Here is a 21,337-nt window from a genome sequence, read left to right as displayed (position 1 = left end):
AGCGCAGTTTCCATTTTCCGGTTCAGCACTGCTTCCGTCATCGCGCTTTCCTCCGGCTGTATTCGAGCATGGTCCATGGGACGAGGATGATGAGGACGGTGGTGAGCATGACCGTCGAAGCGGCAAGCCCCTGTCCGAGATTGGCCCAGCCGAACATGAAGTCGTAGACATATTTGGCCGGCACTTCCGAAGCGATCCCCGGACCGCCATTGGTCATGGCGACAACCAGATCATAGAGTTTCACAATGCCGGTCGCGATCAGCACCACTGTTGTCACCAGCACCGGGCGCATCATAGGCAAAATGATGAAGAGATAGGCTTTCCACTTGGGAATGCCGTCGACACGCGCGGCCTTCCAGATTTCATCATCCACATTGCGCAATCCGGCCAGCATCAGGACCATCACCAGTCCGGTCATCTGCCAAAGCCCGGCAATGACGATTGCGTAGATGACATAGGTCCGGCTTGACAGGATCGCCATTTGAAAACTGTCGAACCCTATATCGCGAATGACTTTTTCCAACCCCAGTTGAGGGTTGAATATCCATTGCCAGACGAGTCCGGTCACGATGAATGACAGCGCATAAGGATAAAGAAAGATCGTTCGAAACGTATTCTCGAAACGGATCTTCTGGTCCATCAGCGCCGCCAGCAAAAAGCCAACCACCAGTGAGAACCCCATGCAGAGAACACCGTAGATTGCCAGATTGCGAACAGACACATGCCAGCGGGAAGCGCCGAAGAGCCTGACATATTGATCGAAGCCGACAAAATTCCATACCGGCAACGATTTGGAGGACGTGAAGGAATAGGCGACCGTCCAGAGCGTACAACCGATAAAGACCACTAGAACAGTCGCAATCATTGGAAGTGCTGCAATTTTCGCATTCAGATTGCGAAACATTCCGGAGGGCTTTCTGCGACTGCCCTCTTCTATAACGGCCATGTTATCCTCCCTGTCCCATTGCCGGAAAATCCGGCACTGCCCTCCTCAAAGCAATGCCAGACCTTGCAACCGAGCTAGAGCATTTCCAGCAAAAGTGCGAAGCGGTTTTGCGTCGGATAATGCGTAAAAACAAATAGATAGAGCGGTTCCGACGATTCCATCAAAACAGGAACCGCTCTAATGCGCCTGTTCGATGATCTCCGCAAAACGTTCCTGGATATCATCGACCGTCATATCGGGATTGGAGAAGAATTCCGCCGCAAGGCTCTCGATCTGTCCCTGTGTATCGGGCGCACGCAACTGCTCAACCGACGGAACGATATTGTCGGGATTCTTCAGGATATCAATGCCTGCGCGCATGCAGCTCGAAGCCGTATCGAGGTCGATGTCGCCACGGATCGGCAGCGATCCTTTTGCGAGATTGAAAGCCACCTGCGTTTCCTTGGAAACGAGCATGCTCGCCAATTTGAGCTGGGCCTTAGTGACTTCTGGATCCTTATTCTTGGGGAAGTATATCGCATCGCCACCCGTATCGAGATATTGATGGACGCCGAGCCCCGGCAAACAGTCATAGTCTTTCCCGGCAACCTTGCCCGCCGTGCCGAATTCGCCCTGCGCCCAGTCGCCCATGATCTGAGTACCGGCCCGGCCTGTCAGCACCATATTCGTGGCTTCGTTCCATGAGCGACCGACATAACCGGGATCAGCCAGCCCGCGTGCCTCAGCCAGCGCCTCGAAAACCTTCTTCATTTCAGGACCGCGGGCCGCTTCGGCATCCTTGTCCTTATTGACTTTGAGGTAGAGGTCCTTGCCACCAATGGCTGTCGTCAAAACCGTCAACATCCCGTTCACTTGCCAGCCATCACCGGTCGCCAGCGGCACGATGTTCTTTTCCTTGAGCTTTGGCCCCGCAGCAACGAGGTCGCTCCAGTTTTTCGGCGGTTCTGCGCCAGCGTCTCGAAAGGCTTGCGGGTTGATCCACATCCATTCCCAAGAATGAATGTTCAATGGCACACAATAAAGACGCCGCTCATAGGTACAGGATTCAAGCAGGCTCTTCGGGCGTATAAAATCGGCCCATCCTTCCTTTTCAGCGAGTTCCGTGAGATCGGTCATCAAACCGCCCTGAACCAGTTCTTCCGCCTGCCGTCCGTGATTGAGCTGGGTGGCGCCCATCGGATTACCGCCCAAAATACGGCTGATGATGATGGGACGCGCCGTAGAGCCACTGCCGGCGATGGCACCATCGACCCACTTATCCCCACCGAGCGTATTGAATTTTTCAGCCAGAACCTTGACCGCAGCCGCTTCGCCGCCCGAAGTCCACCAATGCGTCACTTCAAGATCGGCAGCGAATACCGATCCGGTCATTACGCAGCACACCGATGCGACCAACGTCGCGAACTTCAATCGATACATTTCATCTCCTCCCAAATCTGAAACGTTACAGGTATCGTATTCAAAACCATCTGCATTGCAAGAGTTTAATTTGGAAATGATCATAACTCACTGAATTAGCAGATTAATATCCTATTTCTTCCCAATTTTTTGGTCACGCGATCCTGCCAGAGCTCCTTGATAAAGAGAATACCCATTACATTCCAAAACATTTTCTGAAACGTTACAGATTTTATAAAACCTTGGGATTATACATCACAGCTTTGGCGTCACCACCAATCTTTCGTCTCGTTGTGCGCTGCGCACAACCTATCATCGGCGACGATAGAGGATCATCCCGGCGTGATGAAAAATGTCATTGATAAAATTGCCATCGACGATGAAACCGGTGTCGTGCCAGTATCTGATGCGGTTGCCGGACAGTTCGTAATGGCTTCGCAGGCGCGTTCTCGTATGCCACGCGCCTCCACAAATCGGGCCAGGAGTTAACGTCGGGCGTTTCCGCGCTCAATCACCCCAAGGCCGAAGTAGGTGGTTGATCGATATTCAGTTTTTGCATCGATGCGGGTTGCCCCGCTCAACGCTGCCGCCCACTCGTAAAAGAGCGGGAGGCTTACAATACATCAGCCAAGGCTTGGATGTTCAAATCATCATTGAATCGGGCACCGAGCTGGAAACGACATAGAACCCCATGGCATAGAAAATTAACTCAGCTTCCTGCCGACGGTTTTCGCGACCAGCGCCAGCGAAATGGCCCCTGCATCCGCATGTCCGATGCTCTTCTCAGCCAAGGGTCTTGCTCGACCGAGTTTCGGCACAAGTGGCGCCGTCGCGTCTGCCGCCGCCTTTGCAGTCTCTGCAGCATTGTTCCAGGCATCGGCCAACGTCTTGCCAGATGCAAACGCCCTTTCGAGCGTTTCCACGAAAGGAACAAACGCATCAACCAATGTCTTGTCGCCTGGTTTCGCCCCGCCAAGGGTTGTCACTGAATCAAGCGCGCGTCTGCCGCCGCGAACGACCGCACCCTCCTCAATCTTGCCATTGTCGGAAAGCTCTGTGCTCCAAGAGCGCAGCAGAAGACCCCATAGCGCGCCAGATGTTCCTCCGGCCCGGTCTGCCCAGGCGTCGCCTGCAACAGCCAATACGCTTGCAGCACCGGCACCTGCCTTAACAGCCTGATCCGCTGCATCTTTTGCAGCCGCAGAACCTCGACGCATACCTTGTCCATGATCGCCGTCGCCTGCAAAAGCATCGATACGACCAAGTTCTTCTTCGGCCTCGACCAGTACGTCGGCGACAGCGTGCAAAATACCCTGAATGCAAATGCCACCGGCCTGCCCCGCCTCATCGGCTGGAGCAAAAACAGAAACCGCATCCTCGTTGGCAATCACATCGTCGGCAGGCTCGACTGCGATTGCTTCGCCGCGGCGCAAAACCGGCGTATCGCAAGCTGCCGTCCAATAGCGTTCGAGTTCGTCATCGAGCCAAAGAAGGGTCAGCGAGCAACCTTGCATGTCGAGACTGGTAACAAACTCACCAGCTTCCGGAGCGACAACGTGGAGATCAGCTTTTTCCAGCAGCGACGCAACCGCCGTCCACAGGCCGAACAGTTCTTCATATTTGGTCGCACCAAGACCGTTCAGGATAACGCCAACTTTTTGCGTTCCTTCGGGGCGTTCCGCCAGAAGTTTCTCAACCAGCAGGCTTGCCAGACCGCAGGCAGGCAGGATCGCCTCTTCCTTGATCCCCGGTTCACCATGAATGCCGAGACCAAGCGCCATCTGGCCTTCCGGTACGGTAAAGAGCGGGTGCGGAGCGCCAGGCAAAGTACAGCCTTTGAAGGCAACACCGAAAGACACAGTATTAGCATTCGCGAGACGTGCAAGGCGTTCAACCTCATCCAGTGACAGACCAGCTTCGGCGGCAGCACCGGCAATCTTGAACACGACCAGATCACCAGCAATGCCGCGCCGCTTCTCGTGCATATCCATCGACGCGCTAGCCACATCATCGGTCACGGGCACGATGCGGACGTCGATACCCTCGGCACGCAGACGTTCGGCGGCCACGCCAAAATTGAGGACGTCCCCGGCGTAATTGCCGAAGCCCAATAGAATACCGCCGCCCTTATGCGCCTGCCGGCAGATACGCGCCACCGCCGCCGTGGAAGGTGACGCAAATACGTCACCGGCAACGGCTGCATCCGCGAGTCCCGGCCCCACATATCCGGCAAATGCAGGGTAATGGCCAGAGCCGCCGCCCACGACAACAGCGACCTTGCCGTGAGGCACCTTTGTGGAGCGTACAACGCCGCCACGCACGTGGCGAACATAGCGGTTAAAGATATTGGCAAAACCGGCAAGAGCGGTCGAGGCAAACTCCTCCGGCGCGTCGAAAATGGTCGTCATTAAAACAGTCCTTAATCTGGGTCATTAGCCGCGAGGCAGGATGCGGCGCAGGTAGTCACGATTTGTTGCCGCAACGGAAAGCCCGTCGCCACCATAATGTTCACATAATAGCGGACTGGCAAATCCGTGATCCAGCGCCATTCTGATCGCTGCACGATAATTGATGATCCCGCTTTCAAGAGGAGCAGGATGCGTGACGATGATACCGGACGTTGGATCTTCTGTACGGGTGTAGTTCTTGACGTGCCAGAACTTTGCGTAAGGCGCGACCTTCTCCATCATCTTCTGCCAATGCTCGACCGGACGGTGCAGACGAATGAGATTACCCAGATCGGCATTGATCCCAACATTTTCTAGGCTCACTTCCTCAACAAAACGAACTGCGCTGTCCGCAGTGCCAAGATAAGTATCCTCGTACATTTCAAGCGACAGCTCTATACCAAGCTCCTCTGCGTGGCGACCGAGTTCGCGAATGCGTTCAACAGCCTTGTTCCAGATAGCCGGATCGTCAGGATTCTTCGCTCCATCGACCGTCCAGAACCACAATGCCTGTTTCTGCGCGTCCGTCAGCGGTTCAAAAAGCCCGAAGGAAACGCAACTGGCGCCGACTTCCTTGGCCGTGTCGATGACCTTGTGTCCATAGGCCAGATATTCGTCGCCGTGTCGTGCATCGATCACGCTGCGCCGCGAGGTGGAAATCGCAGGTATCGTGAAGCCAAGCGATTTGGCGACCGCCATGAACTCATTAAGACGGGCCGGGGACAAATCCGCCAGCCGCAACCAGCTGTCAGTTGGATCGAGTTCGGTAAACCCTGCATCCGCAACGTCAGACAAAGTGCGCGCCCAATCTTCTGGCGACTGATCCTGCACCGAACTGCCATCCGGCAGCATATTGGGATACTGGATCATCGCCGCTGCAATCGGCCAGGTTTCACGTGTCCATTTGGATGTCGTCTGTTTCAACTTGTGTTCCTGTTCTTTTGTGTGATCCATCAAAGTCACGCCATATTGCTGTTACCGGAGGAAATTTCGTTTTTTCGGCTGCGCAGTTTGGCAATACCCCAGAAGATGGCGGGAGAAACAAGCAGGAAGACGCCGAGCGTCATTAACGACGCAACCAAGCCATTCGACCAGAATATGGAAAGTTCGCCGCCGGACATCATCATCGACTGACGGAATGCATCTTCTGCCTTGTCTCCGAGAACCATGGCGAGAACCAACGGCGCCAGCGGATAATCTAGTTTCTTGAAGATATAACCCAGCACCCCGAATGCGATAACCAGCCAGACGTCGGTTATCGAGTTGGCGACCTGATAGGCACCGGAGAAAATGACCGCAACAATGATCGGTCCGATGATCGAGAACGGCACGCGCAGAATAGATGCGTAGAGCGGAACGGTCGCGAGTACCAGAATAACGGCGACGATATTGCCAAGATACATGGACGCAATCAGGCCCCATACGAAATCCGGACGATCCGTGAACAATGTCGGGCCGGGAGTGAGGCCCCAGATCATCAGGCCGCCCATCATCACAGCAGCGGTAGCCGAACCCGGCACGCCAAGCGCAAGCATCGGGAGAAGCGCAGATGTACCGGCTGAATGGTCAGCGGTTTCCGGTGCCACGATACCGCGAGGGTCTCCCTTGCCGAACTTCGATTTATCACGGGCGGAACGACGGGCCACGCCATAGCTCATAAAGGATGCGGCCGTTGGCCCGGCGGGTGTTATGCCCATCCAGATACCGATCAGCGTCGATCGTGCAAGCGTAAACCAGTAGCGCGGCATTTCCAGCAGCGTACGCCCAATCTCACCGAGACGCACCCGCGCCTTGATTCCATCAAAGCGTAACCCCTCTTCCGTCGTCAGCAACAATTCGCCGATCCCGAACAGGCCCATCACTGCAATCAGAAAGGAAATACCCTTGATGAGTTCCGGTATCTCGAATGTCAGGCGCAAATTGCCCGAGATCGTATCCATGCCCACCGAAGCAAAAGCAAAACCGATCATCATGGAAACGAGCGTCTTGAAGGGCGATTGAGCGCCCATGGATATGAAGCTGGCAAAAGCCAGAAAATAAACAGCGAAATATTCCGGCGATGAAAACCGCAGGGCGAAATTGGCAACCCAACTGGAGAGCAGTGTAATCATCACCACGCCCGCCAGTGCTCCGATACCAGCGGAAACGAATGCCAGCGTCAAAGCGCGGCTCGCATGTCCGGCCTTCGCCATCGGATAACCATCGAACGTGGTGGCAACAGAGGAAGGCTCGCCTGGAATATTGAACAGAATGGACGTTGTCGATCCGCCGAACAATGCTCCCCAATATATACAGGAAAGCAGAATAATCGCGGAAATAGGGTCCATCGTGAATGTCAGCGGCAAAAGCAGGGAAACGCCATTGGGCGCGCCCAATCCCGGCAAGACGCCAACCAGAATTCCAAGCGTCACACCCAGCATCATCAACAGAACATGATTGAAACTGAGTATATGGGCGAAGCCATCCATCAAGAGACTGAAGTTTTCCATGTCTTTCCTCCAAAGACATCGGACTTTCCGGTATCAATAAATGCCGAAGAAAGCCTCGACCGGGCCTTTAAGGAGCGGAACCTTGAAGCCGATTTCAAAAATGACGAAAAAGAACAGGGAAATGGCGATACCGGCTGATATGGAAGCCCACCACTTGTAGCGTCCCTGAAACATCATCGCTCCAGCGATGTAGAGTGCCGTGCCGACATACAACCCGAGAACCGAGGATATGGCAGCGAAGGCAACGAGCGGCAAGGCGAAACCGAAAACCGGTTTCAGCCGGGAGAGTTCAACGAAGACTTCCCCGCTACCGCGATGTTTTACAAATGCCACACCGAGATTGACCGCACTTCCGAACATGATCAGCAGCCCGATGTAGAACGGAAAATAACCCGCATCCGGCCCCATTTCCGTCCAGCCCGTACCAGCCTGTTGTGCGCCGAAACAGACCGCCGCTCCCAGCGCGCCTGTCAGGAGAGCAACGCCCGTCTCGATGACGAAGCGGGAAATGCCGCCTTCACCTTTATCACTCATGGGATGAACCCCTTTGATGAATGATGCAGACGCCATCGGCGTCTGCATGACTGCACAAAACGTCAGTTGGCGAGCCAGCCTTCACGCTTGAGCACGGCTGTTACCGCTGTTTCATCGCTCTTGATAAAGGATGAGAGTTCACCACTGCTCATATAGGCGGAAGATTGCGAACTATCGGCAAGATACTTCGCCCATTCAGGTGTCTCTGCAACCTTCTTGAGTACGCCTGCATAGTAATCGACGACGTCCTGATCGACGCCGGCTGGAAGCCATACGGTGCGTGGCATGGAGTAATTTTCGATTGTAATTCCTGCTTCCTTGCAGGTCGGGATGTCGCTCCAGCCCATGTCGCCAGCAACCTTGCCGTCACCCTTGAGCTTTTCTCCCTTGAAAACACAAAGTGGTTTCACCATACCCGCCTGCCATTGACCGAGGTTCTCACTCGGATTGTTGACATTGGCTGCGATGTGCTCGCCCGCAAGCTGAACGGCGGCTTCGCCACCGCTTTTGAAAGGGATATAGCCGAGCTTTGAGCCCGTGGCATCGTTGATCATGGATGTCAGAATCTGGTCAACGTCCTTGGACTGGCTGCCGCCAATCTTCATGCCCGCATCATCTTTCGCCTTGGCGATAAACTCTGCGGCTGTCTTGAAGTCGGACTTTCCGTTGACCCAAAGAATGAATTCATCCGAAGCAAGCGCCGAGACGGGGAGCAAATCTGTCGATTTATAAGGTACTTTGGCACGTACTGGCAGAAGATAGGCGTTGTTGGTTCCGAATGCGAGCTTGTAAGGATCGCCCTTATAGCCAGCAGTATAGACAAAGCCTTCCGCCCCGCCTGCGCTGCCCTTGTTTGTGACAACGATTGGCGCGCTCATCAGATCATATTTGCCGATGATAGACTGAATCGTACGCGCGAAAATATCTGTGCCACCGCCCGGTCCGGCGGTCACGACAAACTCCACGGGCCGTGTCGGCTCGAATGCCAAAGCAGATGATGCGATTATTGCCACACCTGCCGTCAGGCACGCGATATGCAAAGACTTCTTCATGGTCCATCCTCCCAGTTAAGCGGCACAGGCCTCCCCCCATGCCGATAGTGTCAAAATGTCGAAAATCAGGCCGCGTCTGAAAGTGCAGCTGCTCTTTTCGCCATTCGTGCCGCGAGCAGGATCGCTTCGCGCGTGGCCCCCACGTCGGCGACGCCCTTCCCGGCAATATCGTATGCAGTGCCGTGAGCAGGAGTGCAAAGAGGAAACGGCAATCCGCCCATCATTGTCACACCTTTGTCGAAGCCCATCAGCTTCATCGCGATCTGCCCCTGATCGTGATACATGGTCAGCACCGCCTGAAAGCCATCCTTCAGCGCGCGCAGAAACACTGTGTCAGCCGGAAACGGACCATCGACATCGAACCCCTTGGCTTTCGCCGCCTTGACTGCAGGCTCAATGACGTCAATTTCTTCCATGCCAAAGCTGCCGCCATCACCGGCATGCGGATTGAGTCCGGCCACTGCGATCTTCGGATTGTCATGTCCCGCCTTCTTCAAGCAAAACCAGGCCAGCTCCAGCTCGGCGAGAATTCCTTCAACAGTCAAGGTCGCAGCTACATCCTTGAGTGGAATATGCGACGTCACGCGTGCGTTCCAGACTTTCTCCAGAACATTGAACTCACGCACCTTGCCTTTGAAGCCCAGCACATCGGCAACAAAGCGGATTTCGTCGTCATAACCTGGATAGGCGAACCGCATGGCCTGCTTGTTGAACGGCGTAAAGCAAACAGCCTGCGCATGCCCGGCATCGGCAAATTCCAATGCAGTACGAAAGTTCTGGGTTGCAAATGTTCCGCCGACCAGCGTGGCTTCACTGCGCACGACATCCTTCGGATCGAGATTCCTCAAGTCAATGAAGACGTGCTTGCCGACCGGCATGTTCGGTGCATTTTCGAGAGTGGATTCCTGAAGATCAAGCTCAACACCCGCAATATGCGCACCTTCGTCCAGAATGCGACGATCACCAAACACGATGAGATGCGCTTCCTTTCTGACATCGGGCAAAGCGAGGAGACGTGCTGTCAGCTCGGGACTGACACCGGCTGGATCCCCCATTGCAAGCGCAATCACGCTCGGTTCAGCGCCATTAGCGGTCATTCGTATCCTCCTCATCTGCATTCTGTATGCAATATGCATATGGCAGGTCTCAGTGCGACGCAAGTATTTTGTATTCTGTATGCAGCATTTTATATTGACGGTTGAGAGCAGGCCAGCCATCTTCACCTCGAACGGTGAGGTAAGGATTCGGGCTCACCCTTTGAGAAAAAGGCCGATGGACGAAAATCAGAAAACCGAGCAAGCCGAACACGGCTCACAATCGTTCCGCCGCACGGCTTTGCACGATATGCTTGTCAACCATCTGCGCGACATGATCATTGAAGGACAGCTGGAGCCCGGCACGCGCCTGCACGAAGGGCAGCTTGGAGAGCAGCTCGGCGTGTCCCGCACACCGCTGCGTGAGGCTATCAAATATCTGGCCAGCGAAGGACTGGTCGAGCTTGTTCCAAGCCGCGGCGCAGTTGTGAAACGGTTTAGCGCAGCTGATGTCAAGGACATGCTCACCGTCCTGCGTACCCTGGAAGAGCTAGCAGGCAAACTCGCCTGCGAGCTCGCAACAGACAAGGAAATTGCTGAGGTTCGTTCGCTGCACGATGAAATGATTAAGCGCTACCGAACCGCTGACCGGCTGCAATATTACAAACTGAACCAGCAGATTCATATCGCCATTGTTCGTCTTGCCAAGAACCCTACGCTGGCAGACGTTCACCAAATGCTGCAGACACGATTGAAACGGATTCGTTTCGTCGGCCATGAAGGCGCCGAGAAATGGGCGGCGGCTGTATCGGAGCATGAAGAAATGATCGAGGCTCTGGAAGCCCGTAACGCGACCCGGTTGTCCGAAGTATTGGGCCGCCATTTGACCAATGCATGGGAGCGCGTACGCGAATCGATGTAGACGAGCCGTTCGCGGAGACGTGCGGCGAATCCAATGCCACGCCGAAAATTATCGAATGGCATGCACACGAAACATGCTGACACTGGGTTGGCGGCAAAAAGCCGACGATTGCGCTAGTAATGCGGGTGCCGATATAAGAATTCGGAGCTGACACGACCCGGAAAGGACCTTTATGCTGCCGACCGAACCCGATCCTCACCGGCTGGAAATGACGGTTTTGATGACGCCCGACATGGCAAATTTCAGCGGCAAGGTTCACGGCGGCGCCTTGTTGAACCTGCTGGACCGTGTCGCTTTTTCCTGTGCATCGCGCTATTCGAAACAATATGCAGTTACGCTTTCTGTCGATCAGGTCACGTTCAAGGAGCCGATCAACGTCGGTGAACTCGTGACGTTTCGGGCTTCGGTAAACCATACTGGCCGAACGTCCATGGAGATCGGCATTCGCGTGGAAGCGGAGCATATCCGCTCGGGCAAGCGCCGCCACACCAATTCCTGTTATTTTACAATGGTAGCGGTCGATGATACCGGGCGACCTGTTGCAGTGCCTGCCTTGATCCCAGTCGACGCTTTGGATCGCAGGCGCCATGAAGCAGCCGAACTCCGACGGACGCTCCGACGGGAATTCGCACAGCGGATGGAAATGGTTGCCGCGACCGGGCGAGACATCGTCGACACCACGGAGTTGTAAAAGCAATCTTTGCTACAAAGATCGCTTGGCGGACAGCCGAAATCGCTGATGGGCGTCGGCTGGTGCTTAGATCACCAATACCGTATGCAGGGCTGAGCAAGAGAACGGAAAGGCCCTTTCACCCAAAAAAAAAGTGCCTGCTCGGCGGAATCTTCATTCAGCAAGCGCGTGGGTGGCGACGTACTGCGTTTCAATTCTCTTGCCGGTGTGGCGATCAAAGCTGGCGCCGGAAATGGCGGCGGACCTTCCACATGAAAAGCGCATCCGCCAATATCTGGAGCGCTATGTCGATTTTATTTGGGAAGATGCTGAGCGGGCGGCTTTGTTCGATTATTTGAACAACAACCCGGTCCGGACGCTGGAACAAACCGCTGATTTGTTCCGGGATTTCCTCGCATATACCGATGCGATCATTCTCGCCGCGCAGGAAGCGGATTCGGTTCGTTCAGGATCGCCAAAGCTCCTTGCAAGTTTTGCTCGCGGTGCGACCCGTCATACCCTGAAACGAAGACGTCCCAACCCGCTTCCCCTTGAGCCCGAGGAAAGGCAGTTGATTATCGATATGTGCTGGAGTGCTCTGACGGGCGCCAACAAGGCGTAGCTATTAAGGAATTTAACGAACCGCGACTGGCATTTGGAATAACGGCCTGACTTTTTTGCGAGTAGGCCAGCTCACTGATCTTACATGGTGAGAACAAGGGGCTGACAGTCCCAGTTTGTACGAAAGCTTTCTATTCGTTTCGATGTTTCCCACCTATCGTGTTCAAAGCACCTTGCGAGTCGTTCCCGCATCAACGTTGAAAGTTGCCGGTTGACTACTATAAATGTATTTTAGTGGGAGTTAAAAGCCAAAGGCAGAAAGAATGACCCAAAGCAATCTTTCGAGCAATTCATCCCAGATCGAACCATTACAAATTCATGATATCAAGGTCATAGATAACGTAAAGCTCAAAAAGGCTATCACCGCTGCAGCCTTGGGCAATGCCATGGAGTGGTTTGATTTTGGCGTATATGGCTTCGTCGCCTATGCTTTGGGCCAAGTGTTCTTTCCAAATGCCTCGCCCGGCACGCAGACCATTGCAGCCCTGGCTACTTTTTCCGTACCATTTCTGGTGCGTCCCCTTGGTGGGTTGTTTTTTGGCGTCATGGGTGACCGTTTTGGCCGCCAGAAAGTCCTTTCCCTTACCATTATAATCATGGCCGCCAGCACTTTTTGCATCGGCCTCATCCCCTCTTACGCCACCATTGGCATCTGGGCCCCAATCCTTCTGTTGATCTGTAAGCTGGCGCAGGGCTTTTCCGTCGGTGGTGAATATACCGGAGCTGCTATTTTCGTAGCAGAATATGCACCCGATAAACGTCGCGGCTTTCTGGGCAGCTGGCTCGATTTTGGCTCGATTGCCGGTTTTGTTCTGGGAGCCGGTTTCGTTGTTTTTCTCAGCACAATGCTCGGCGAAACAGCCTTTCTAGAGTGGGGATGGCGGGTTCCATTCTATTTTGCTGCGCCTCTCGGGCTGATCGGACTGTATCTGCGTCATGCGGCTGAAGAAACGCCAGCGTTTATGCAGCAACTTGAAGCACTGGAAAAAGAAGATCGGGATGCAATCGAAGACCGCCCGATGGTGTCATTCAATGAAATTGTCAGCAAATATTGGCGTGCGTTAAGTGTGTGCACCGGAATGGTGCTGGTGACGAACATCACCTATTACATGCTGCTGACCTACATGCCGACCTACCTGTCGCAAAGCCTTGGCTATTCCGAGGACCGCGGTGTGCTCATCATCATCGTGGTGATGATCGGCATGCTGTTTGTTCAGCCAGTTGTGGGATTTCTCAGTGATCGGTTTGGCCGCAGACCGTTTCTGATTATCGGAAGCGTTGGCCTGCTGTTGTTGTCTGTTGTTGCCTTTCACCTGATCGCCAGTGGCAACATCGCAACGATATTTGTCGGGCTGCTGATGCTGGCAGTCCTGCTTAATTGTCTCACTGGCATTATGGCGTCAACACTTCCGGCGCTTTTCCCCGCGCGTATTCGATACAGTGCTCTCGCGGCGGCATTCAATATTTCGATTATCATCGCGGGACTGACGCCGACCGTTGCTGCTTGGCTCGTCGAGGCCACAGAGAACCTCTATTTGCCCGCCTATTATCTTATGTGCGCTGCAGTTATCGGGCTGATCACGGCGTTCTTTCTACCCGAAACGGCTAACCGTCCACTGAGAGGAGATACACCGAGCGCATCGAGCAAGACCGAAGCCAAACAGTTATTGCAGGAAGCCTATTCCAATATAGAGCAGCGCGTTCAGGCAATCGATGAGGACATTCTCACGCTCGAACAACAGATCGAGGATTTGCGCCTGCGTAGACAGGCACTCGTGGATCGACATCCAAAACTTTCTTGATCTCGCGTGGAAGCAATACTGCGCCGACGAGTGGCAGATGTAACCTACCCTGCTTGTCAGAACGGTGCTTCTAAAGTGTAAACCTGCCCGAAGAAGCCGTGACGGAACAGGCGACGAAGCTTAAACGGGATTGCTACTTACGAAAGGGTTTCAAGTTGAAATTCTGAACATGCACAGTGAGTTGGCCCCCATTGAAGCATGGCGTCAATCTCTGGCGCGCCTAAAATAAGACAAATGCACTCTTGTTTTAAAAACAACATTTGGATTATAGGAAAGCCAGTTCCACAAGGCCGACGGAAAACAGCGTCCCGCAATCCAGGATTTTATCAGTGACTGCAATGAAAACTCTTCTGGCCGCTACCGGCCTTGTTGCTGTGTTCGCGCTTCAGAACAATGTAGCAGATGCCGCCACACAATATCCGCTGACGCTCGAAAACTGCGGTACGAAAGTAACGTTTCAGAAGGCGCCGGAGCGCGCGATCAGCCTTGGACAGAACAGCGCTGAAATCATGTTGCTTCTGGGCCTTGAGGACAAAATGGCGGGAACGGCGTTCTGGCCAAGCAAGGTTTTGCCGCGGCTTGAAGCCGCCAATTCTAAAGTAAAGCTTCTCACCGTTGAGTTCCCGACATTTGAATCGATCCTTGCAGAAAATCCGGATTTCGTAGCGGCAGCTCTTCCAAGCCTCATTGGCCTGAACAGCAAGGTTGCAAAGCGCGAGGATTTCGACAAGGTAGGCGTCCCCACCTATCTTTCGCCCAGCACGTGCCTGAGCACAGAGAAGGTCAGGGATGAATATGGCAGCCGCGACAAGCTGTGGAACATGGATCTTCTTTATAAGGAGATCGACGAGCTTTCGCAGATTTTCGATGTTTCAGATCGCGGTCAGGCGCTGATCGCTGATTTCAAGGCACGCGAGGCGGCCTTGCGCGCAAGCGTTCCCGCGAGCGGTAAGAAACTTTCTTATGTCTTCTGGTTCTCCAGCCCGTCGCCATCGGCGGACGCCTATCTGGGTGGAGGAAACGGTGCCTCGAGCTTCATCGCTGACGTTCTGGGCGGCGAGAATGCCATCAAGGCAGAAGCCGAATGGCCGACGCTTGGTTGGGAAAGCATTATCGCCGCCAACCCTGACGTCATTGTTGTTGCAAATCTCGACCGTAATCGTTGGGAACTCGACAAGCCAGAAGCCAAGATCCAGTTTCTCAACACAGACCCTGCGGTCAGCCAGATGCCAGCCGTCAAGAACAAGGCCATTGCCGTCATGGATGGTCAGGCGATGAACCCGACCATCCGCACGATTTATGGCGCAGAACAGGTCGCGGAACAGCTGAAAGCGCTTGGTATTCTCAAGTGAGTGCTGCTGGACCATCTTTAAGGCATTGGGGCGCCTTCAGCATGATGCTGTTGGCGTCGCTTGTTGCAATCGGATTGGTGGTGGGTATCAGTGTCGGGATCGGAGATCTGCCGATCCCTTTATCGACAACGTTTGCAGCGATAACCAATCGTCTTGGATGGAGTTCCGTCGAGCTCAATCGCATTCATGAAACGGTCATCTGGGATTACCGCCTCAGCCGCGCGTTGGTGGCGGCATTTTGTGGTGCGGGTCTCGCGCTTTCAGGCGCGATCATGCAATCGCTTTTGCGCAATCCGCTGGCTGAACCCTATGTTCTGGGTATTTCGGCGGGAGCATCGACCGGTGCTGTAACAGTTGTCATCCTTGGCATCGGTGCTGGCGCAGTTTCATTATCAGCAGGCGCATTCGTTGGCGCGTTTGCGGCCTTCTTCTTTGTTGCGCTCCTCTCCAATGGAACAAGGGGCGGTGCGGATCGCACCATTCTGGCGGGCGTAGCGGCTTCACAGCTTTTCAACGCTGCGACCTCGTATATCGTCACCACATCCGGCAATGCGCAGCAGGCTCGTGACGTGATGTTCTGGCTCCTTGGCAGCTTCGGTGGCGTTCGCTGGCCAGAATTCACGCTGGTGTCGGTGGTCATCACCTTCGGTCTTATCGCCTGCCTTCTCTATGCCCATGTTCTGGATGCTTTCGCTTTTGGCGATGAAGCCGCCTCATCGCTCGGCGTTAATGTGGCCCGTGCGCGCATTGTTCTCTTTGCGCTCACAGCAATGATGACAGCCACTATCGTCAGCATGGTCGGTTCGATAGGCTTCGTCGGGCTCGTTGTCCCTCATGCCGCACGCTTCATCGTCGGTCCGCTACACATAAGGTTGTTGCCCGCCTGCGCGATCGTCGGTGCAATCTTCATGGTGTTGGCCGATATCGCCTCACGCGCGTTGATACCGCAACAGGTCCTCCCCATCGGTGTGGTGACAGCACTTGTCGGCGTGCCTTTCTTCTCGATCATTCTATACCGTTTTCAGCGCCCATCATGACGATCAGAGCCGAAAATCTTGTCTGGAAAATTGGCAAGAAAACGATAATCGACGACGTGTCTTTCGAGGCAAAGCCTGGAAAGATGCTGGGGCTTTTAGGACCAAACGGTTCTGGGAAAAACATCCCTGCTGCGTCTGATCGCGGGCTTAAAACGCCCCCATTCCGGGCATGTCCTGCTTGACGAAAAAGATATCAATACAGTTGCCCGGCGTAGCGTCGCGCAGCGTGTGGCTTTTGTTGAACAACACGCCACGACAAACGCTGGTCTGAAAGTCCTGGACATTGTAAGACTTGGGCGTTTTCCACACAGATCGATGTTCTCGGGCTGGACAGGCGCGGATGAAGGAGCCGTTCAAGATGCAATTGAACGCACCGGTATGACGGCCAAGAAAAACGACACGTGGCAAAGTCTGTCAGGTGGCGAAAAACAGCGCACGCATATTGCAAGGGCTTTGGCCCAGACGCCGAAAGAGCTCATCTTTGATGAACCAACCAATCATCTGGATATTCAGCACCAGATGAGCTTGTTAAAGCTGGTTTCAGGGTTACCAATCACGAGTATCATTGCACTGCACGACCTTAATCATGCCGCCATGTTTTGCGATGAATTGATCATTATGCTATCTGGAAAGATCGTGACTTCGGGGACACCGGAAGAGGTCATCAACGAGACTATTCTGAAGCAAGTCTTCTCGATTGAAGCGCGCGTGGAAACTTCTCCGTTCAGCGGGCGCCCACATATCCACTATCTGAGATAAGAAACGCGCCAGATAAAACAGGGGCGTTTAATAATATACCCCGATCCATTTGCCCCCACCACGCGGCGAAGAACTCTGGATGAGTTGCGCAAGAAGGCGCCACACCTACTGTCGACCAGCCTCACCAGATGCGCAGGCTGCGCGCGGCGTCGGCAAACAATACGGCAGCTCGCGAAGTCAGCAGTCCAACGGATTGTAGACGATTTTGTCGTGGTCACCACCCTCGCCCGTTCGGTCTGCATCATCCTGGCGGATAACGAGCCAGCCGGAGTGTTGAAACATCGATTAACTCTCGCTTTTATTAGCCAAATCGAATAGAAGCGTTGAGTACTGCCGACGCAACGTCCTCATAAAAATTGGAATAAACTATGGATAGTGCTGTGCTTTTTCTGCATGGACGTGGTCAGTCGGCTGATGAAATCCGGTCGCTGGATTGGAGTCGGAAACCGATCGGAGTGCCTGGGAATTGGCCAGCGCCTCTGTTCACTGCGGTGCAGATGATGCTGGCTTCACAATTTCCCAAAGCAATCATTTGGGGTCCGGAATATACGACGATTTATAACGACGCTTTCAGGCCTATTCTCGGTGAGAAAGAGAACTGCATGGGAGCATCCTTTCGCGATATTTGGTTTGAAGTCTGGGATGAACTGCTGCCGATGGTCCAGAAAGCTTATGCTGGCGAAGCGACGTTTATCGAAGACTACCCTCTCGTGATCGATCGACACGGTTATGATGAACAGTGCTACTTTACTTTCTGCTACAGCCCGATCTTTGACGAGCAAGGGCGTGTTGGCGGGATGATCGATACAGTCATCGAAACTACCGAAAAGGTGGAATCCGAAAAACACGCCAAGATTCTAAATGCCGAACTCGCTCATCGCATCAAGAATACATTCAGTGTGGTATCTGCAATTGCGAGCCAGACATTCAACAATAATGCCGACGAAGAGGTCATCAACACTTTTACTAAGCGGCTGTTTGCGTTGGGCAATGCTCATGATGTTCTTCGGCTTGGTAAAAGCTCAGAAGGTTCATTGCGTCAAATCGTGTCTGGAATAACAACAGCGCTGGCTGTTGCCGAGCGCGTTCACATGAGTGGGCCCGATGTAATGATCGGTCCGAAGGGCGCGTCTACCCTTTCGCTTTTGATTCACGAACTGACGACCAATGCGATCAAATATGGAGCGCTTTCCAATGATTCCGGACAGGTGCAATTGAATATTGCTGTATCCAAGAAACGAGTTGATCCGGTTTTTTCAATGAATTGGACCGAAGTCGGTGGCCCGCTCGTTACTCAACCGACAAAAACAGGATTTGGCTCCAAGCTCATAAGAATGGGTCTGCTAGGCTCCGGGGAAGTTAGGTCTGAATTTAGACCCGAAGGCTTCAATGCAGAGTTTTCCGCGCCCTTACGGCAGTTGCAGGGGGAAGGACGACTTTTTGGCTCGACTTGAATTTTGATGGGGTCGCAGTCTTCCGAAATATGAAGAAAGTGCGTCTCAAGCTGAAGATACACAGCGGAAAAGCCGCGCGCGGTTAGGCACCAACGTATCTGAACTCTTCCTTGGAAAGTTTGCCGACATGCGGTTGTGGTTAGCTTATGAACGCATTCGCCTCACATGTGATAACTGGGAAGCTTGCAATGTCTTCAAGTTTGATGCTCCTCCCGACGATTATAAATCCACCGAAGATTAGTTGCCGAGCGCGTCCATTCAGAAGCGAACCAGGGCAACCGCTAACCTCTGCCCGGCTCTCTCGAAGAAGCCAGCTGCAGGAAGGGAACATCAAGGAAAGCCGTTCGTTATTCTGCTTCAGCCAAGGAGAAATGAATGCGCAAGTCCGTACTGTTCCTAATTCTAGCTATTGGTGTCATCTTGGGATTTATATTTGCAACGCCTTATTATTATGGAGTAAGCCCTCAAAATAGCGGAGAGCAAGGAACCAATACCGTCCGATGATATTTCTCCTAAAGGACCGGAAAGGGCGCGTTCGGGGTCATCATCGATCTGAGCGCGCAGACCGCGGCTTCAAACATTCGCATCTGGAACGATGCTAAACGGCCTATCAATGTTCAGGCCAGAATATACCGCTGGAGTCAGAGCAACGGAGCGGACACTTACGCGGAAGCAACCGATGTCGTCGTCAGCCCGCCCATATCGCAGCTGAAACCGGGCAGCGAAAACATCGTGCGTATCGTTCGCACGTCGAAAAGTCCGGTCAAGGCGGAAGAAAGCTACCGGCTGATTGTCGATGAATTTCCTTATATTGCGCAGCGACGATCCGGCACACTCAATCTGGTGATCCGTCATTCCATTCCGGTTTTCTTTTCGCAACCCGGTACGCCGGATGCGAACCCGTCATGGAGCGTCCAGCGTCAATCGGGCGGATATCGGGTGACCGTTAACAACACAGGAAACAAGCGTCTGCGTGTCTTCGACCTTGCATTGCAGGGTGCGGGCGGTCGTGCCGTCGCACAGCGGAAAGGCCTTGTTGGATATGTTCTGGGGCAATCAAGTGCATCTTGGTTTATTCCTGGAACAGGTGGAAGTCGGGGTGGTGGCTCGCTGGCGATTTCAGCTCAAAGCGAAGCTGGCCCGATAAATGTGCAAGCGAGCGCCCGGGGCGGTCGATCTTGCGGTTTTGACGATTGCGTTTCTAACGGTCTGCACAGGATGTCTGAAAGCTGCGGCGCAGGAATTGCCACCTACGTCGTCGGGGACGCTTGTTTCCGACGATACCCCTCTGGAGCTTCAGCTTGAGGTCTATGTGAATGGCGCATCATCGGCACTGATCGCTACGTTTCGTCAAACACCGGACGGATCACTTCTTATTGAGCCGGAACAGCTCAAGAATGTCGGGATCAAGCCCGCTAGGGAAGCTGCGCGGGACGACGGATGGATCGACGTGAACCGGCTCTCCGGGGTTAACGTCACCTATGATAAGGAGGACCAGATCGTTCGTTTCAATGCGCAAGAAAACAAGCGCGCCGCGCGTGTCATTGATGCGCAGTCTGGCGAGGAAGTCGCGTCTGAGGAAGAGGACGACAAGCCCAAAGCCAAGAGCAATTTCGGCAGGCTGGTGAATTATACGATCTATGACGCCAGCGGTGGACAGGATTGGTATGATCTGACGCAGTTCGAAGGTGTATCGGGCCTAATGGAAGGACGCCTGTTCGGTCCCTATGGCGTCTTCTCGTCGTCGCAGGTGATCAGTTTGTCCGATGCCGACAGGTTCGGCTCGACGCGGCTCGATACGAGATGGTCCTTTCCGGATCAGCAAACACTGATGACCTATAATGTTGGCGACTTCATCACGGGTGGCCTTTCATGGACGCGACCGACCCGTCTGGGCGGCGTGTAAATCCGGCGCACTTTTTGACTGCGGCCCGATCTGGTCACCATGCCGTTGCCTGAACTGTTGGGGTCTCCGGCCGTGCCGTCAACGGCCGATGTCTATATCGACAATGCCCGTCGTGCGATCAGCAATGTTGCGTCCGGGCCGTTCTCGATCACCATCCTCCCGGTGGTCACTGGCGCAGGCACAGCGCGTATGGTGGTTCGCGACGTTCTGGGCCCTGAAACGGTGACGGAAGCGCCGTTCTATGCTTCGGCTGATTTGCTGGCGAAGGGGCTCGCGGATTTCTTCGCTGAAACCGGCTTTGCCCGCCGATACTACGGCACGGAATCGAATGATTATGATGGCCGGATCGTAGGAGGCGGCACATTGCGAGATGGCCTCACAAGTAACACAACCATTGAGGGGCATGTCGAGGGTACTGAGAACTTTACAATGCAGGCATTGGTGGCGTTTTCAATATAGGGCCCTTCGGCGTGGGGGCACTATCTGGAGCGAACAGCAAATTTGGCGGCGAAACCGGCTACCAGTATGCCGCAAGCATTGAAGCTGAACTCTGGGAGGAAGACTGGACTTTCGGATGCAAGCAGCAGATGGGGGCGGCCATGTCTTGTTTGATCACGATATTGCAAAAAGAACTCAACCGGCTGAAGATCGTTCAGTAAATCAGAGAACCATCTTGCCCAGATGCAGGCAAAGCGCCGCTTGATCTCAGTCGCAGCCAGATGCACGGGCCTTCACAGGACTTTGTAAAGCGAAGCTAACGGTAAGGAGAGACTGGATTCCTATGAATGTAACGAGGCACGTAGCCTCCACCCGAACGTGAAGGCCGTCCGCCACGGGCCGCAGAAACGCGTAACCATCGCCAAAACTGATAACACTGTTCCGGCCAATGATTTCGAAAGACACCAAACACGCGC

At 54.0% G+C, this 21,337-nt stretch carries 20 protein-coding genes and 1 pseudogene; 12 read left to right on the top strand and 9 right to left on the bottom strand.

All coding sequences use genetic code 11. The annotated features are described in order from the left end of the window. Positions 1 to 37 precede the first annotated feature (37 nt). From HWD97_RS04595 to HWD97_RS04555, 9 genes are all read right to left on the bottom strand, one after another. Positions 38 to 946: a carbohydrate ABC transporter permease gene (locus HWD97_RS04595; protein ID WP_109366310.1), complete on the bottom strand. Its 909-nt coding sequence runs from the start codon at positions 944 to 946 to the stop codon at positions 38 to 40. A 177-nt stretch (positions 947 to 1,123) separates the two neighbouring features. Beyond that, a complete protein-coding gene (locus HWD97_RS04590) occupies positions 1,124 to 2,365 on the bottom strand; it encodes an ABC transporter substrate-binding protein (RefSeq protein ID WP_371834794.1) in 1,242 nt (413 codons plus the stop codon). A gap of 291 nt (positions 2,366 to 2,656) precedes the next feature. Beyond that, on the bottom strand, positions 2,657 to 2,752 hold the full coding sequence (locus HWD97_RS04585) for an Atu4866 domain-containing protein (RefSeq protein WP_339442397.1): 96 nt from the start codon (positions 2,750 to 2,752) through the stop codon (positions 2,657 to 2,659). Positions 2,753 to 3,048: 296 nt separating this feature from the next. Continuing rightward, complete coding sequence (locus tag HWD97_RS04580) at positions 3,049 to 4,752, bottom strand: dihydroxyacetone kinase family protein (protein ID WP_371834793.1); 1,704 nt, start codon at positions 4,750 to 4,752, stop codon at positions 3,049 to 3,051. A gap of 24 nt (positions 4,753 to 4,776) precedes the next feature. Continuing rightward, a complete protein-coding gene (locus tag HWD97_RS04575; RefSeq protein ID WP_124916190.1) occupies positions 4,777 to 5,745 on the bottom strand; it encodes a sugar phosphate isomerase/epimerase in 969 nt (322 codons plus the stop codon). A gap of 5 nt (positions 5,746 to 5,750) precedes the next feature. After that, positions 5,751 to 7,280, bottom strand: a complete 1,530-nt coding sequence (locus HWD97_RS04570) for a tripartite tricarboxylate transporter permease (protein WP_371834792.1) — start codon at positions 7,278 to 7,280, stop codon at positions 5,751 to 5,753. Between the two features lie 33 nt (positions 7,281 to 7,313). Continuing rightward, on the bottom strand, positions 7,314 to 7,814 hold the full coding sequence (locus HWD97_RS04565) for a tripartite tricarboxylate transporter TctB family protein (protein ID WP_140025878.1): 501 nt from the start codon (positions 7,812 to 7,814) through the stop codon (positions 7,314 to 7,316). Positions 7,815 to 7,876: 62 nt separating this feature from the next. Then, a complete protein-coding gene (locus tag HWD97_RS04560) occupies positions 7,877 to 8,866 on the bottom strand; it encodes a Bug family tripartite tricarboxylate transporter substrate binding protein (RefSeq protein WP_371834791.1) in 990 nt (329 codons plus the stop codon). A 65-nt stretch (positions 8,867 to 8,931) separates the two neighbouring features. Then, complete coding sequence (locus HWD97_RS04555) at positions 8,932 to 9,963, bottom strand: 4-hydroxythreonine-4-phosphate dehydrogenase PdxA (RefSeq protein ID WP_124916186.1); 1,032 nt, start codon at positions 9,961 to 9,963, stop codon at positions 8,932 to 8,934. Between the two features lie 175 nt (positions 9,964 to 10,138). On the opposite strand from HWD97_RS04555, the gene HWD97_RS04550 reads away from it, so the two are divergent. From HWD97_RS04550 to HWD97_RS04495, 12 genes and pseudogenes are all read left to right on the top strand, one after another. Next, the gene (locus HWD97_RS04550) at positions 10,139 to 10,822 is read left to right on the top strand and encodes a GntR family transcriptional regulator (protein ID WP_109366317.1); all 684 of its coding nucleotides are present in this window, start codon (positions 10,139 to 10,141) and stop codon (positions 10,820 to 10,822) included. 172 nt (positions 10,823 to 10,994) lie between these two features. Next, on the top strand, positions 10,995 to 11,513 hold the full coding sequence (locus HWD97_RS04545; protein ID WP_167836138.1) for an acyl-CoA thioesterase: 519 nt from the start codon (positions 10,995 to 10,997) through the stop codon (positions 11,511 to 11,513). Positions 11,514 to 11,745: 232 nt separating this feature from the next. Then, on the top strand, positions 11,746 to 12,114 hold the full coding sequence (locus HWD97_RS04540; RefSeq protein ID WP_171318131.1) for a hypothetical protein: 369 nt from the start codon (positions 11,746 to 11,748) through the stop codon (positions 12,112 to 12,114). A gap of 262 nt (positions 12,115 to 12,376) precedes the next feature. Further along, complete coding sequence (gene proP, locus HWD97_RS04535) at positions 12,377 to 13,915, top strand: glycine betaine/L-proline transporter ProP (protein ID WP_371834790.1); 1,539 nt, start codon at positions 12,377 to 12,379, stop codon at positions 13,913 to 13,915. A gap of 329 nt (positions 13,916 to 14,244) precedes the next feature. Further along, positions 14,245 to 15,267 carry an ABC transporter substrate-binding protein gene (locus tag HWD97_RS04530; RefSeq protein ID WP_124916184.1) on the top strand — a complete coding sequence of 341 codons (1,023 nt, stop codon included), beginning with the start codon at positions 14,245 to 14,247 and terminating at the stop codon, positions 15,265 to 15,267. 41 nt (positions 15,268 to 15,308) lie between these two features. After that, on the top strand, positions 15,309 to 16,304 hold the full coding sequence (locus HWD97_RS04525; RefSeq protein ID WP_124916183.1) for an iron ABC transporter permease: 996 nt from the start codon (positions 15,309 to 15,311) through the stop codon (positions 16,302 to 16,304). Next, a pseudogene (locus HWD97_RS04520) lies at positions 16,301 to 17,063 on the top strand (ABC transporter ATP-binding protein). The gene HWD97_RS04525 and the pseudogene HWD97_RS04520 overlap by 4 nt, the downstream one beginning before the upstream one ends. Positions 17,064 to 17,431: 368 nt before the next feature. After that, positions 17,432 to 18,517 (top strand): sensor histidine kinase, encoded by a 1,086-nt coding sequence (locus HWD97_RS04515; protein WP_371834789.1) that lies wholly within the window; start codon positions 17,432 to 17,434, stop codon positions 18,515 to 18,517. A gap of 543 nt (positions 18,518 to 19,060) precedes the next feature. Further along, positions 19,061 to 19,822 carry a molecular chaperone gene (locus HWD97_RS04510; RefSeq protein ID WP_371834833.1) on the top strand — a complete coding sequence of 254 codons (762 nt, stop codon included), beginning with the start codon at positions 19,061 to 19,063 and terminating at the stop codon, positions 19,820 to 19,822. Beyond that, a complete protein-coding gene (locus HWD97_RS04505; protein WP_319080498.1) occupies positions 19,761 to 20,423 on the top strand; it encodes a hypothetical protein in 663 nt (220 codons plus the stop codon). Before HWD97_RS04510 ends, HWD97_RS04505 begins: the two co-directional genes overlap by 62 nt. Before the next feature lie 72 nt (positions 20,424 to 20,495). Beyond that, positions 20,496 to 20,882 (top strand): hypothetical protein, encoded by a 387-nt coding sequence (locus tag HWD97_RS04500; RefSeq protein WP_167836180.1) that lies wholly within the window; start codon positions 20,496 to 20,498, stop codon positions 20,880 to 20,882. 11 nt (positions 20,883 to 20,893) lie between these two features. Continuing rightward, positions 20,894 to 21,082 (top strand): hypothetical protein, encoded by a 189-nt coding sequence (locus tag HWD97_RS04495; RefSeq protein ID WP_371834788.1) that lies wholly within the window; start codon positions 20,894 to 20,896, stop codon positions 21,080 to 21,082. Positions 21,083 to 21,337 lie beyond the last annotated feature (255 nt).

This window comes from Ochrobactrum sp. C6C9, from assembly GCF_022627935.1.
GTDB lineage: Bacteria > Pseudomonadota > Alphaproteobacteria > Rhizobiales > Rhizobiaceae > Brucella > Brucella teleogrylli.
The sequence above is the reverse complement of the archived record's forward strand: the minus strand, read 5'-3'. Positions and strand labels throughout refer to the sequence as shown.

Excerpts from the sequence above, each read along its gene's own strand:
- HWD97_RS04580 (WP_371834793.1), bottom strand. The coding sequence starts at position 4,752 with ATGACGACCATTTTCGACGCGCCGGAGGAGTTTGCCTCGACCGCTCTT.
- proP (WP_371834790.1), top strand. The coding sequence starts at position 12,377 with ATGACCCAAAGCAATCTTTCGAGCAATTCATCCCAGATCGAACCATTA.
- HWD97_RS04550 (WP_109366317.1), top strand. The coding sequence starts at position 10,139 with ATGGACGAAAATCAGAAAACCGAGCAAGCCGAACACGGCTCACAATCG.
- HWD97_RS04590 (WP_371834794.1), bottom strand. The coding sequence starts at position 2,365 with ATGTATCGATTGAAGTTCGCGACGTTGGTCGCATCGGTGTGCTGCGTA.
- HWD97_RS04545 (WP_167836138.1), top strand. The coding sequence starts at position 10,995 with ATGCTGCCGACCGAACCCGATCCTCACCGGCTGGAAATGACGGTTTTG.
- HWD97_RS04575 (WP_124916190.1), bottom strand. The coding sequence starts at position 5,745 with ATGGATCACACAAAAGAACAGGAACACAAGTTGAAACAGACGACATCC.
- HWD97_RS04540 (WP_171318131.1), top strand. The coding sequence starts at position 11,746 with ATGGCGGCGGACCTTCCACATGAAAAGCGCATCCGCCAATATCTGGAG.
- HWD97_RS04565 (WP_140025878.1), bottom strand. The coding sequence starts at position 7,814 with ATGAGTGATAAAGGTGAAGGCGGCATTTCCCGCTTCGTCATCGAGACG.
- HWD97_RS04555 (WP_124916186.1), bottom strand. The coding sequence starts at position 9,963 with ATGACCGCTAATGGCGCTGAACCGAGCGTGATTGCGCTTGCAATGGGG.
- HWD97_RS04570 (WP_371834792.1), bottom strand. The coding sequence starts at position 7,280 with ATGGAAAACTTCAGTCTCTTGATGGATGGCTTCGCCCATATACTCAGT.
- HWD97_RS04515 (WP_371834789.1), top strand. The coding sequence starts at position 17,432 with ATGGATAGTGCTGTGCTTTTTCTGCATGGACGTGGTCAGTCGGCTGAT.
- HWD97_RS04595 (WP_109366310.1), bottom strand. The coding sequence starts at position 946 with ATGGCCGTTATAGAAGAGGGCAGTCGCAGAAAGCCCTCCGGAATGTTT.
- HWD97_RS04525 (WP_124916183.1), top strand. The coding sequence starts at position 15,309 with ATGATGCTGTTGGCGTCGCTTGTTGCAATCGGATTGGTGGTGGGTATC.
- HWD97_RS04560 (WP_371834791.1), bottom strand. The coding sequence starts at position 8,866 with ATGAAGAAGTCTTTGCATATCGCGTGCCTGACGGCAGGTGTGGCAATA.